Source organism: Streptomyces lucensis JCM 4490, assembly GCF_014650035.1.
Classification (GTDB): Bacteria; Actinomycetota; Actinomycetes; order Streptomycetales; family Streptomycetaceae; genus Streptomyces; species Streptomyces lucensis.
This window is the reverse complement of sequence record NZ_BMUE01000002.1, coordinates 544,270-557,576: the sequence shown is the minus strand read 5'-3', so window position 1 is coordinate 557,576 and position 13,307 is coordinate 544,270. Positions and strand designations below refer to the sequence as shown.

The 13,307-nt window shown below is 70.6% G+C and carries 11 protein-coding genes; 8 read left to right on the top strand and 3 right to left on the bottom strand.

What is annotated here, in order from left to right; genetic code table 11:
* Positions 1-66: 66 nt before the first annotated feature.
* The 7 genes from IE177_RS06635 (at position 67) to IE177_RS06605 (ending at position 6,817) form a co-directional block, all read left to right on the top strand.
* On the top strand, positions 67-1,281 hold the full coding sequence (locus tag IE177_RS06635) for an NAD(P)/FAD-dependent oxidoreductase (RefSeq protein WP_190013795.1): 1,215 nt from the start codon (positions 67-69) through the stop codon (positions 1,279-1,281).
* Positions 1,282-3,891, top strand: coding sequence for a nitrite reductase large subunit NirB (nirB, locus tag IE177_RS06630; protein ID WP_190013794.1), 2,610 nt, complete (start codon positions 1,282-1,284; stop codon positions 3,889-3,891).
* Positions 3,888-4,238 carry a nitrite reductase small subunit NirD gene (nirD, locus tag IE177_RS06625; protein WP_190013793.1) on the top strand — a complete coding sequence of 117 codons (351 nt, stop codon included), beginning with the start codon at positions 3,888-3,890 and terminating at the stop codon, positions 4,236-4,238. Before nirB ends, nirD begins: the two co-directional genes overlap by 4 nt.
* Before the next feature lie 88 nt (positions 4,239-4,326).
* On the top strand, positions 4,327-4,911 hold the full coding sequence (locus IE177_RS06620) for a TetR/AcrR family transcriptional regulator (protein ID WP_190013792.1): 585 nt from the start codon (positions 4,327-4,329) through the stop codon (positions 4,909-4,911).
* Positions 4,912-4,988: 77 nt separating this feature from the next.
* Positions 4,989-5,759 (top strand): SDR family NAD(P)-dependent oxidoreductase, encoded by a 771-nt coding sequence (locus IE177_RS06615; protein ID WP_190013791.1) that lies wholly within the window; start codon positions 4,989-4,991, stop codon positions 5,757-5,759.
* Between the two features lie 192 nt (positions 5,760-5,951).
* Positions 5,952-6,197, top strand: a complete 246-nt coding sequence (locus tag IE177_RS06610; RefSeq protein ID WP_190013790.1) for a DUF2283 domain-containing protein — start codon at positions 5,952-5,954, stop codon at positions 6,195-6,197.
* A gap of 188 nt (positions 6,198-6,385) precedes the next feature.
* Positions 6,386-6,817 carry a DUF5959 family protein gene (locus IE177_RS06605; protein ID WP_190013789.1) on the top strand — a complete coding sequence of 144 codons (432 nt, stop codon included), beginning with the start codon at positions 6,386-6,388 and terminating at the stop codon, positions 6,815-6,817.
* A gap of 86 nt (positions 6,818-6,903) precedes the next feature.
* On the opposite strand, the gene IE177_RS06600 is transcribed toward IE177_RS06605, so the two are convergent.
* Complete coding sequence (locus tag IE177_RS06600; protein WP_190013788.1) at positions 6,904-7,104, bottom strand: hypothetical protein; 201 nt, start codon at positions 7,102-7,104, stop codon at positions 6,904-6,906.
* A 380-nt stretch (positions 7,105-7,484) separates the two neighbouring features.
* Here IE177_RS06600 and IE177_RS06595 point away from each other — a divergent pair, with 380 nt between their 5' ends.
* Entirely contained in the window at positions 7,485-8,246 is a 762-nt protein-coding gene (locus IE177_RS06595) for a hypothetical protein (protein WP_190013787.1), read from the top strand.
* A 620-nt stretch (positions 8,247-8,866) separates the two neighbouring features.
* Here IE177_RS06595 and ppdK read toward each other — a convergent pair.
* Both ppdK and IE177_RS06585 read right to left on the bottom strand, forming a co-directional pair.
* On the bottom strand, positions 8,867-11,587 hold the full coding sequence (gene ppdK, locus IE177_RS06590) for a pyruvate, phosphate dikinase (protein ID WP_190013786.1): 2,721 nt from the start codon (positions 11,585-11,587) through the stop codon (positions 8,867-8,869).
* A 463-nt stretch (positions 11,588-12,050) separates the two neighbouring features.
* Positions 12,051-13,280 carry an ROK family transcriptional regulator gene (locus tag IE177_RS06585; RefSeq protein WP_190013785.1) on the bottom strand — a complete coding sequence of 410 codons (1,230 nt, stop codon included), beginning with the start codon at positions 13,278-13,280 and terminating at the stop codon, positions 12,051-12,053.
* Positions 13,281-13,307 lie beyond the last annotated feature (27 nt).

Sequence of the window (13,307 nt, the reverse complement as noted above, 5' to 3'; positions counted from 1 at the left end):
GCAGCGTTCCTCCCGGGAAACAACGGTGATGCTGCCGGGTAACGTCGGGGCCGCACGCTCAGGGACATGACCTCGAATACGCGTGTGGTGGTGATCGGCGCCGGCCTCGCGGGCGTACGGCTCGCCCGGCGGCTCGGCGAGCTGGGCACGCCCGCGCTACTGGCCGGCGAGGAGGAGCACCCGCCGTACAACCGGGTCCTGCTCGCCGAGGTGCTGGCCGGCCGGTACGCCCCGGAGGTCATCGGCCTGCCGGCGCCCGAGGGCCTGCTGCGCGCCCGGATCACCGGCATCGACCGGGCCGCCCGTGCCGTCGTCTGCGCCGACGGCACGTCGATCGCATACGGCACGCTGGTCCTGGCCACCGGCTCCAACCCGGTGCTGCCGCCGCTGCGCGGCCTGTTCGGCCCGGACCACCAGCTCCCCGAGGGCGTCCACTCGTTCCGCACGATGGACGACTGCCTGGGGCTGGCCAAGACGGCCCGGCCGGGGGTGCGCGCGGTCGTCGTCGGCGGCGGGCTGCTGGGCGTCTCCGCCGCCCGCGCGCTCGCCGTGCGCGGCGCCCAGGTGGTCCTCGCCCAGCAGGCCGAGCGGCTCATGGAGCGCCAGCTCGACCCGGAGGCCTCCCGGCTGGTGCTGCGGCACCTGACGGACCTCGGCGTCGAGGTGCACACCGAGTGCCGGGTGCGCGACGTGCGCTGTGTCGCGGGCGCCGTCCGCTCGGTGGAGATGGCCGACGGGTACGCCCTCGACGCCGACCTCGTCGTCCTCGCCTGCGGCGTGCGGCCGCGCACCGGTCTGGCGGAGCAGGCGGGACTCGCCGTCGGCAAGGGCGTCCTGGTCGACGACGAACTGCGCACCTCCGACCCGCACATCCACGCCATCGGCGACTGCGCCCAGCACGGCGGCACGGTCTACGGACTGGCCGCCCCGGCCCTGGAACAGGCCGACGCGCTCGCCGAGTTGCTCGCGGGCGACGCGAACGCCCGCTACTCGGGCACCCGTTCCCTGACCCGGCTGACCCTCACGGGCCCGGGCTCCCCCTTCGACCTCGCCGCGTTCGGCGAGACCGAGGCACGCCCCGGCGACGACGTGGTGCGGCTCGCCGACGCCACCCGGGGCACCTACCGCAAGGTCGTCGTCCGCGACGACCGGCTGGTCGGCGGGGTCCTCGTCGGCGAACTCGGCACCGTCGGCGCGCTCGCCCGCGCCTGGGAGGGCACGGAGCCGCTCCCCGGCGACGGCCCCCTGCTCCACCTGCTCACCAACGATGGAGGCTCCTGAATGACCGCCACCCCGGGGGCCACCCCCACGATCGTGCTCGTCGGCCACGGCATGGTCGGCCAGCGCTTCCTCGAGGCGCTCGCCGAGCGTGGCCTGACCGCCACCCACCGCGTGGTCGTGCTGTGCGAGGAGCCACGTCCGGCCTACGACCGCGTGCAGCTGACCTCGTACTTCTCCGGCCGGACACCGGAGGACCTCTCGCTTACCGACATGGAGTTCATCAAGGACCACGGCATCGAGCTGCACGTCGGCGACCCGGCGACGAGCGTCGACCGCGAGGCGCGCAGGGTGACCGCCCGCTCGGGCCTCGCCGTCGACTACGACGTCCTGGTCCTGGCCACCGGCTCCTACCCGTTCGTCCCGCCGGTGCCGAACAAGGACGCCACCGGCTGCTTCGTCTACCGGACCATCGAGGACCTGCTGGCCATCGAGGAGTACGCGAAGGCGCGGGCGACGACCGGCGCCGTGGTCGGCGGCGGCCTGCTCGGCCTGGAGGCGGCGGGCGCGCTCAAGGGCCTCGGGCTCGACGCCCACATCGTCGAGTTCGCGCCCCGGCTGATGCCGGTCCAGGTCGACGACGGCGGTGGCGCGGCCCTGCTGCGCACCATCGAGAACATGGGCCTGACGGTCCACACCGGCGTGGGCACCCAGGAGATCGTGACGGACGCCTCCGGTGCCGTCACCGGCATGAAGCTGTCCGACGGCTCCGCGCTCGCCACCGACCTGGTGGTGTTCAGCGCCGGTGTCCGCCCCCGCGACCAGCTGGCCCGGGACTGCGGCCTCACGGTCGGCGAGCGCGGCGGCATCACGGTCGACGAGCGGTGCCGCACCGTCTCCGACCCGCGCGTGTTCGCGATCGGCGAGTGCGCGCTGGCGGCGGACGGCCGGGTGTACGGTCTGGTCGCGCCGGGGTACGAGCAGGCCGAGACGGCCGCGGCGGCCATCGCCGGGGACGAGGCCGCGTTCACGGGCGCCGACCTGTCCACCAAGCTCAAGCTGCTCGGCGTGGACGTGGCGTCCTTCGGCGACGCGCACGGCACCACCGAGGACTGCCTGGACGTCGTCTACTCCGACTCCCGGGCCGGCCTGTACAAGAAGCTGGTCGTCGGCCGCGACGGCACGCTGCTCGGCGGCATCCTGGTCGGCGACGCCGAGGCGTACGGCACCCTGCGCGCGCTGACAGGCACGGTGCCGCCCATCTCCCCCGAGTCCCTCGTCCTGCCCGCCGGAGCGGACTCGGGGGCCCAGCTCGGCCCGTCGGCCCTGCCGGACGACGCGGTCGTCTGCTCCTGCCACAACGTCAGCAAGGGCACGATCCGCGGCGCCGTCACCGAACACCGGTGCGCCACCGTGCCCGAGGTGAAGAAGTGCACCAAGGCCGGTACCGGCTGCGGCAGTTGCGTGAAGGTGCTGGGACAGCTGGTCACCGCCGAGCTGGAGGCGTCCGGCGTCGAGGTCGACAAGGGCCTGTGCGGCTGCTTCGCCCAGACCCGCGAGGAGCTGTACGAGATCGTCCTCGCGCTGCGCGTCACCTCGTACCGGGAACTGCTGGACCGGCACGGCCGTGAGGACGCCCGGGGCGGCGACGGCTGCGAGACCTGCAAGCCGGCCGTGGCCTCGATCATCGCCTCCCTCGCCCCGGCGATCGGCGCGAGCGGCTACGTCCTGGACGGCGAGCAGGCGGCCCTGCAGGACACCAACGACCACTTCCTGGCCAACCTGCAGAAGAACGGCTCGTACTCGGTGGTGCCGCGCATTCCCGGCGGGGAGATCGCGCCCGAGAAACTGATCGTGATCGGCGAGATCGCCCGGGACTTCGGCCTCTACACGAAGATCACCGGCGGCCAGCGGATCGACATGTTCGGCGCCCGCGTCGAGCAGCTGCCGCTGATCTGGGCCCGCCTGGTGGACGCCGGCTTCGAGTCCGGGCACGCCTACGGCAAGTCACTGCGCACGGTGAAGTCCTGCGTGGGCTCCACCTGGTGCCGCTACGGCGTCCAGGACTCGGTGCGCATGGCGATCGACCTGGAACTGCGCTACCGGGGGCTGCGCTCCCCGCACAAGCTCAAGTCCGCCGTCTCCGGCTGCGCGCGGGAGTGCGCGGAGGCCCAGTCGAAGGACTTCGGCGTCATCGCCACCTCCAACGGCTGGAACCTGTACGTCGGCGGCAACGGCGGCGCGACCCCGCGCCACGCGGACCTGCTGGCCCAGGACCTGTCCGACGCCGAACTGGTGCGCCTGATCGACCGCTTCCTGATGTTCTACATCCGCACCGCCGACCGGCTGGAGCGGACCTCGACCTGGCTGGAGCGGATCCCGGGCGGCCTGGACCACGTACGGGACGTGGTGGTGCACGACTCGCTCGGCATCTGCGACGAGCTGGAACAGCTCATGCGGGCCCATGTCGCGCACTACCGCGACGAGTGGGCCGAGACCGTCAACGACCCCGAGAAGCTCGCCCGGTTCGTGTCCTTCGTGAACGCCCCGGACACCCCGGACCCGGTCGTCGCCTTCGTCCCCGAGCGCGACCAGATCAAGCCCGACCTGCCGCTGCTGTCCATCGGCATGCGGCCCGCCGACGACGTCCTGGAAGGAAGCGCCCAGCGATGACCCTGGCCCCCGAGACGACCGACCTGAAGATCCAAGTACGGCTGGCCGACAGCTGGTTCACGGTCTGCGACCTGAGTGCGCTGGACCCGGGCCGCGGGGTGGCCGCCCTGCTGCCGGGCGGCGGGCAGGTGGCCCTCTTCCGCGACCGCGGCGACCGCCTGTACGCCGTGGACAACCGCGACCCGTTCACCGGCGCGGCCGTCCTCTCCCGCGGTCTGACCGGCACCCACCGCGACCGGCCGTTCGTGGCGTCCCCGCTGCTGAAGCAGCGCTTCGACCTGGAGAGCGGGCAGTGCCTGGACGACGAGTCGGTGCGGATCACCGCCTACCGGGTCCGGGCGGCCTGACCGCCCCGGCCGCTCCGCTGCCCGGCAGACGCATACTCGACCGACCCTTACTTGACTGATCGTTCCACAAAAACCTAGGCTGCACGGCATGGCCAGGACCAAGGAGTTCGACCCCGACGCCGCGCTGCGGGCAGCGCTGGAGCTGTTCTGGCGGCGCGGCTACGAGGCGACCTCCATGGCGGACCTGGTCGAGCACCTGGGCATCGGCAGGGCCAGCCTGTACGCCACCTTCGGCAGCAAGCACGAGCTGTACCTCAAGGCGCTGGACCGGTACGGCCGGACCCAGCACCCGCGGCTCGCGGGCGAGCTGTCCCGGCCGGGGCCGGTCCTGCCGGCCGTGCGCGCGGTGGTCCGGCGGTTCGCCGCCGAGGCCACGGCCACGGAGAGCCGGGAGTACGGCTGCCTCGTCACCAACACGGCGGTGGAGCTGGCCCCGCACGACCCGGCCGCCGCTCGCCGGGTGGAGCAGAGCTGGGACCACCTCGAAACCCTGCTGCACTCCGCGCTGCTGCGCGCGCGGGCACAGGGCGAGCTGCCCGGGGACCGGGACCCGGCCGTCCTCGCCCGCACGCTGCTGGTGCTGCTGCAGGGCCTGCGGGTGGTGGGCAAGGCGTCGGCGGACCCGTCCCGCGTGCGGGACGCGGCCGAGGGGGCACTGACCCTGCTGGACTGACGCCGGCGCGCCTCACGGAGGTGCGCTCTTTTTTCTGCCCGCATTCTGAACCGATCAGTCAAGAAAAAGGGGAGATCATGACCACGGGCCGTTTCCTCGGCAGGACCGCACTCGTCACCGGTGCCGGATCGGGCATCGGGCGGGGCGTGGCCCTCGCCCTCGCCCGCGAGGGCGCGCGCGTGGTCGTCGCCGGCCGCCGCCGGGAGCCGCTCGACGAGACGGCGGCGCTGGTCGGGCGGGCGGGCGGCACGGCGCTGGCCGTCACCGCCGACGTCGGCCGCGCCGGCGACCTGCGGGATGCGGTGACCGCGGCGGTGGAACGCTTCGGCTCCCTGGACGTGGCCGTGAACAACGCCGGGATCCTGGAGGGCCGCGGACGGGCCGTGGCGGACCTGGCCGAGGAGGACTGGCGGCGGATGCTCGACGTCAACGTGACCGGCGTCTTCCTCGCGCTGCGGGCCGAGGTGGCGCAGATGCGCACCCAGCCGCGCGGCGGCGCCATCGTGAACATCGCCTCCCGGATCGGCGTCCACAGCCGCCTGCCGGGCACCGCCGCCTACGCGGCCACCAAGGCGGCCGTCTCGGTCCTGACCCGCGGCGCGGCCCTGGACCACATCGCCGACGGCGTCCGCATCAACGCGGTCAGCCCCGGCGCCACGGACACGGACATGTCCTTCCTGCCCGGGGAGACGGCGGCCGGCCGCGCCGCCCGCGTGCGCGCCGGGGTCCCACTGGGCCGGGTCTCCACGGTCGAGGAGGTGGCCGCGGCGGTCCTGTACCTGGCCTCGGACGACGCGGCGTCGGTGGTCGGCGCCGACCTGGTGGTGGACGGCGGCTCCACGGCCTGACGGACGGCGCGGCGGAGGGCTCCTCGCTCCCGACGGCCCCCGGCGGGTTCCGCCACGTGTCCCCCGCCCCGGCCGGCCGGCGATGCCCGCATCGACTCCGTTGCGCACCGGACGCATCACCGACATCGTCGGGGCTGTCCGGGCGCGAAGCGGATCGCGCCGACGTGAACCGCATCCGGGGAGCGAGCCGACGTGGCCGATGTCAGAGTGACCTACGACGGGACGGCGGATGCCGCGTACGTGTACTTCACCGACCCACGAACCCGTGCGCGGTCGGCGCACATGTACGCCTGCGACCCGGCGGGGGTCGACGGCATGATCAACCTGGACTTCGACGCACAGGGACGCCTCATCGGCGTCGAGGTGCTGGGGGCCGCTTCGAAGCTGCCGGGATACCTGCTGGAGTCGGCGGAACGCCTGGACGCCGAGGACGCCTGAGGCGGCCGCCCGAGCGTCCGGCCTCGCTTCCGGCAGCACAACGCTCAACTCGCTCAACCGGCACGCCACTCGGCCTTCACCGTGGCCCAGCGGAGTGGGCCTTTGTTCGCTCACGCTCGCACGAGTGCGCGTACCGACCGTAGCGACGGCTAGGGTGCGGCAGCATGCACAAGCGGGAAGGACTACCGGTGGACGAGGGCCCGATCGACGTGATCCGCCTGGAGGGCGAGGGCAACAGCGTCATCCTCCGCCTCACGGGAAGGGAGCGTTCGGACGCTCAGGACGCCAGCGATGCACTGACCGGGGAGTTTCTGGTCGACACGCCGTTCGTGCGCGGAAGCCTCAAGACCTGGGTGCTCCCGGACGACCTGCGGCACTGGCAGGAAGCCCTGGACGCGCTCGACGCCGGGCAGGACATCGCGTGGCGCGAGGACACCCGCGGGCCTGAGGTGTTCATCGAGCGTGACCTGGAGGAGGAACGGGCTCATGTGACGATCAGAGACGCCTCATCGTCCTTGACGACGGTGACAGTGACCGTCCCGCTGGACGATGCCTGGTTCGACGACGCATACGGCCGCTTGGATCTGGCCTGGAAGGTCTGGCCCCTCACCAGCGACTGACAGAGGTCAGGCATTGATCGATTCGGCGACCGCAGGTCACGGCCGCCGGTGATCAGTTGTGGCTGCACTGAGGGCTGCCCTCGAGTTCACCCGAAGTGAGATCGCGTTCGATCGCGGCCAAGAAGTCTCCGGATTAGCAAGAACGTGCCTACGGCGATCAGGGCCACCCCGATAGGGATCAAGGCCACCCCGATGGCGGTCAGAAGCGTCCCGACAAGGACCAGAAGCACCCCGAGCAGGACCAAGAGCGTCCCGATGGTGAGGAGAAAGATCGCGAGGACGGCCACGGCTGCCTCCTGTCCTCCCTCCCGCTCTGACTCCTTCCCCCGCTCCCGTAGAAACACTCTGCTTCAGGATCACCGACGGCTTGCCATGGCCGAGAGGTCAGCCCGGTCACGTCCGCCGGTTTCACATCAGGACCGGCGCTAGGTGTGCTGTCCCGGGACGTTGGTGACACGCGAGCTGAGTGCTTGAACAGGTGAGGGCCTTCTGGGTTCGGTGTGGATTGCGACATCTACGACCGGTACTCAGGGGGCCCTCGTGTCCCACCGTAATGCCCCGCTGACCCCGACAGGCAGGCTGCGTCTGGCCCGGTGTCGGCCAGGTACTGAGGTCGGATATGAAGCCCCAGAGTGCGCGCAACAAGCGAGTGGTCGATAATCGCCTTATGAGTATCCAGCTCACCGTATCGGCAATATCGGCCGTCGTTGCCCTGGTGAGCATAGTGTTGAGCTCTCGAGCGGCCAGAATGCAAACCCTGCTATCAGCAGAGCTTGAGCGGCAATCCGCTGAGCTCGCTCGAGAGGCAAAGCGGCACGACATCATGAGCCGCTTCCGGGACCCATTGCTATGGTCGGCATTTGACTTGCAGTCGCGCCTCTATAACATCATGACACAGCATTTTCTGCAAACCTACGGGGCTTCGGAGGTGGCGCGGGAGAGGGAGTATGCTCGCCGGAGTACCCTTTTTGTGATCTGCGAATACTTGGGCTGGGTTGAGATAATACGGCGCCGAATCAGATTCCTAGATCTAGGGAATCGACAGGATAATCGCAAGCTGATCTCGCTGCTGACCGAAATCAGTGAAGCGCTTAGTACGAGTACCTACTCGGATCGCCGCTTCCGCGTCCTGCGTGGTGAACAGCGCGCCCTGGGCGAGCTGATGATCAACAGAGGCGGGCACGCGGAATCATGCCTGGGGTATGCCGAGTTCTGTAATCGGCTTGAAGTCGATCCAGGATTTACAAAATGGACGCAAGGCTTGACGGCGGATATCGAAACGCTGATCCAAAGCCTCGATTCGCTCCAACGAATCACGGATCTGCAGTGTGGCTTGATGAATTTGGTAAACTTCCTTGATCCTCACGCAGAGCGGATCCCGGAAACTCGAAGATCTCTACTGCGCTCCATCTCAAGAGATGGTCCATGATGTGCGGCGTACGGGGCTTCTCTCGGTTGGTGCCGTGCTGGGCAGCTCTACGCAGCCTTGGCCTGGGCCTGCTTCCGCAGGTATCCCCCGGCAGCGGGTGTCACGCGGAAAGCCGCAGGCCGTAGGAGGCGAACGGAGCCCGCTGAAAATCTGCCGTGGACCGTCTCTGGGCCGTCCGAGGGCGGCCAACAGTGACCGACAACAACCCATAACGGCTACGAGGGCACGGTCGGCGGCTGTGCCCTAGTAGCCGGCCGGTCTGCCCAGCTAGACCCAGGTCTCCAGTCACATCCGCGACCGCCACTGGTCGATCGGGATGGCCTGGCCCGTGTACAGGGGCCAGAAGTGGATGTTCTGCCACCGCTCGACGCCGCCATAGCTGGCCGCGCCGGAGGGCACGACGAGGGCACAACGGCTTCGCGCGGCTTCAACAACAGCCGACGCGCATAAACGCCATCCTGCCTGGTCAGCGACGTAGCTTGACAGTCCCCGCAGATGACGCGCCGAGAGGCGGCACCCCCGCACAGGGTGCCGCCTCTCCTTCGTGCGCCGGAGCCGCCGCCGATCGGTGAGGGTCGGGGACCAGCGGCGGCTCCGGGGTTCGGGTGCCCGGGGCCGGGCTACCGGTGGTCGCTGCCCGCCGACTGGGTGGCGGCGCGGCCCGCCTCCAGGCGGGCGACCGGGATGCGGAAGGGGGAGCAGGAGACGTAGTCCAGGCCGGCCTCGTGGAAGAAGTGGACCGACTCCGGGTCGCCGCCGTGCTCGCCGCAGACGCCGAGCTTGAGGTCGGGGCGCGTGCGCCGGCCCGCTTCCGCCGCCGCCTTCACCAGGGAGCCGACGCCGTCCTTGTCGATCGTCTCGAAGGGGCTGACGCCGAAGATGCCCTTCTCCAGGTACGCCGTGAAGAAGGAGGCCTCCACGTCGTCGCGGCTGAAGCCCCACACCGTCTGGGTGAGGTCGTTCGTGCCGAAGCTGAAGAACTCCGCCGCCTCCGCGATCTGGCCGGCGGTCAGCGCGGCGCGCGGCAGCTCGATCATCGTGCCGATGGCGAGCTTGAGCTCCGTGCCGGTCGCCGCCTGGACCTCGGCGATGACCTTGTCGGCCTCCTCGCGGACGATCTCCAGCTCCTGGACGGTGCCGACCAGCGGGATCATGATCTCGGCGCGCGGGTCGCCCTTGGCCGCCTTGCGCTCGGCCGCGGCCTCCGCGATCGCGCGGACCTGCATCGTGAACAGGCCGGGGATCACCAGGCCGAGGCGCACGCCGCGCAGGCCGAGCATCGGGTTCTGCTCGTGCAGGCGGTGGACGGCCTGGAGCAGGCGGAGGTCGTTCTCGTGCGGCTCCTGGCGGGACTCGGCGAGGGCCACGCGGACGGAGAGTTCCGTGATGTCGGGCAGGAACTCGTGCAGCGGTGGGTCGAGGAGGCGGATGGTGACGGGCAGGCCGTCCATCGCCTCGAACAGCTCCACGAAGTCCTTCTTCTGCAGCGGCAGCAGGCCCTTGAGGGACTCCTCGCGCTCCTCCTGCGTGTCCGCCAGGATCAGGCGCTCGACCAGTTCGCGGCGGTCGCCGAGGAACATGTGCTCCGTGCGGCACAGGCCGATGCCCTGGGCGCCGAAGCGACGGGCGCGCAGCGCGTCCTCGGCGTTGTCGGCGTTGGCCCGCACCCGCAGCCGGCGCTTGCGGTCGGCGAAGGCCATCATCCGGTGCACGGCCTCGACCAGTTCGTCGGCGTCGTCGGCACCGGGGTGCATCCGGCCCTCGAAGTACTCCACGACCGGGGAGGGGACCACCGGGACCTCGCCCAGGTAGACCTTGCCGGAGGAGCCGTCGATGGAGATGACGTCGCCCTCCTCCACCACGTGGCCGCCCGGCACCGTCATCCGGCGGCGCTTGGTGTCGACCTCCAGCTCCTCGGCGCCGCAGACACAGGTCTTGCCCATGCCGCGGGCCACGACGGCCGCGTGGGAGGTCTTGCCGCCGCGCGAGGTCAGGATGCCCTCGGCGGCGATCATGCCGTCCAGGTCGTCGGGGTTGGTCTCCCGGCGGACCAGGATGACCTTCTCGCCCGAACGGGACCACTTCACGGCGGTGTACGAGTCGAAGACCGCCTTGCCGACCGCGGCGCCCGGCGAGGCGGCGATGCCCCGGCCGACCTTCTCGATCCTGGCGGACTCGTCGAAGCGGGGGAACATCAACTGCGCCAGCTGGGCGCCGCTGACTCGCTGGAGCGCCTCGGTCTCGTCGATCAGGCCCTGGTCCACCAGCTGGGTCGCGATGCGGAAGGCCGCGCCCGCCGTGCGCTTGCCGACGCGGGTCTGCAGCATCCACAGCTGGCCGCGCTCGATGGTGAACTCGATGTCGCAGAGATCCTTGTAGTGGTTCTCCAGGGTCTCCATGATCTGCATGAGCTGGTCGTACGACTTCTTGTCGATCTGCTCCAGATCCGCCAGCGGGACGGTGTTGCGGATGCCCGCCACCACGTCCTCGCCCTGCGCGTTCTGCAGGTAGTCGCCGTAGACGCCCTGGTGCCCGGAGGCGGGGTCGCGGGTGAAGGCGACGCCGGTGCCGGAGTCGGGGCCCAGGTTGCCGAAGACCATGGAGCAGACGTTGACGGCCGTGCCCAGGTCGTGCGGGATGCGCTCCTGGCGGCGGTACAGCTTGGCGCGGTCGCCGTTCCAGGAGTCGAAGACCGCCTTGATGGCGAGGTCCATCTGCTCGCGCGGGTCCTGCGGGAAGTCCCGGCCGGCCTCCTTCTTGACGATCTTCTTGAAGGCGGTGACCAGCTTCTTCAGGTCCGCGGCCTCCAGGTCGGTGTCGACCGTGACCTTCTTGGCCTCCTTGGCCTTGTCGATGGCCTCCTCGAAGAGTTCGCCGTCGACGCCGAGGACGGTCTTGCCGAACATCTGGATGAGGCGGCGGTAGGAGTCCCAGGCGAACCGCTCGTCGCCGGCCTGCTTGGCCAGGCCCTGCACCGACTTGTCGGAGAGGCCGATGTTCAGGACGGTGTCCATCATGCCGGGCATGGAGAACTTGGCGCCGGAGCGGACCGAGACCAGCAGGGGGTCGTCGGACTGGCCGAGCTTCTTGCCCATCTTCCGCTCGAGGGCGTCGAGGTGCGCACTCACCTCGTCACGCAGTGCCGCGGGCTCCTCACCACTGTCCAGGTAGACCTTGCAGGCCTCGGTGGTGATGGTGAAGCCGGGAGGGACCGGGAGACCGAGGTTGGTCATCTCGGCGAGGTTGGCACCCTTGCCGCCCAGGAGGTCCTTGAGGTCCTTGTTGCCCTCGGTGAAGTCGTAAACGAACTTCGCTACGTGGGGTTCTTTGTTTTCCGACACGGGTCTCGACTCCTTGAGGCCGCGGTGGCTGCCCTGACGGCGAGGAACATACCCAGATCGAAGGTCCCTGGGTACGTCTACTTGCGCGTCATGCGCCTGTAACCACTCGTCCGCCAGGGGATCGAAAGTCAAAGCTTGGCAAGCCCAGACGCTCCGATGTTTTCACTTCTTGAACGCACCCACCCTTCCCGAGGCGGCTTTCCGCTCACATGAGCGGTCATCGCCACGACTGAGTTCGATCGATGAACGATCAAGGGGTGGCACCCAGTGCCACCCCTTGGAGAAGTGCAGCCGCGCTTGATCCGCTCATCTGAGCGCAGCCCTTATCAAGGGTGGCGAGAATCACGCTGCCACAGCGGCCCGGATTTCACCATGCGGACGCGAGGCCGGAACCGGAAACCGACGGCAAACGCGCCTGTCACAGGGCCGCCGAGCAGCCATGACGGCGCGCAGACCGCCTCCGTCACACGCCCATCGCCGCGAGCCGCTCCTCCGCCCGCGCCGGCGCGTACAGGTGTTCCACGACCATCGCCCCCGCTCCGATGAGCGCGGCCCGCTCCCCCAGCCGGGAAGTGACGACGTCCAGACGGGCCGTGGAGCGCGGCAGCGCCCGCTGGTAGAGCAGCTCGCGCACGCCGGTCAGGAACGGCGTGCCGGCCAGGTCGCCCGCGATCATCAGCACGCCCGGGTTGAGCAGCGTCACGACCGTCGCCAGCACGTCCCCGACCCGGCGTCCGGCCTCCCGGGCCAGCGCGGCGGCCTCCGGGTGCCCCGCCGCCAGCAGGTCCCGCACGTCCGAGCCGGACGCGGCCGGCACCCCGGACTCCGCCAGCCGCCGGGCCACGGCACCGCCGCTCGCGACGGCGGCGAGACAGCCGTACGAGCCGCACCGGCACAGCGCGTCCGCGCCGACCCGGATGTGCCCGATGTCGCCCGCGCCCCCGTCGAGGCCCCGGTAGACCGAGCCGTCGACCACGACCCCGGCGCCGATGCCGGTCGACACCTTGACCAGGACGAAGGCCGGGCAGTCCGGGTGCCCGGTGCGCTGCTCGCCGAGGGCCATGAGGTTGGCGTCGTTGTCGACCAGGACGGGGACCGCCGGGGCGCCGGTGCGCTCGGTGAAGGCACGGGAGAGGCGGCCCGTTATGTCGTAGCCGTCCCAGCCCGGCATGATCGGCGGCTGCACGACGCGGCCGGTCCCGCTGTCCACCGGGCCGGGCACGGCGAGTCCCATTCCGCAGACCTCCGCCGCCGGTTGCCCGGCCTTGGTCAGCAACTCGGCGAACCAGCCGCCCAGTTCCCCGAGCACCGCCTCCGGGCCGTCCTCGACCACCAGCGTGCCGGCGCGCTCGGCCAGGACCTCCCCGGTCAGGGTGAGGACGGCCGCGCGGGCGTGCCGGGTGTCGAGGTCGGCGGCGAGGACCACGGCGTGGGAGTCGTCGAACTCCAGGGTGATGGCGGGGCGTCCGCCGAGCGGCGAGTCCACCGGGCCGCCGGCGCCCTCGCGCAGCCAGCCGGCCCGGAACAGCCGGTCCAGGCGCTGGCCGACGGTGGCGCGGGACAGCCCCGTCGCCCGCTGGAGCGCGCCGCGCGTCACGGCACGGCCGCTGCGCACCAGTTCGAGCAGATCCCCGGCACCGGCCTGGCCGCCGGACCTGGAGGTCGTCCCGGTTCTTCCCGGGCGTCCGGTCATGCGCACCCCCTTGTGTTTCTCAAGCCT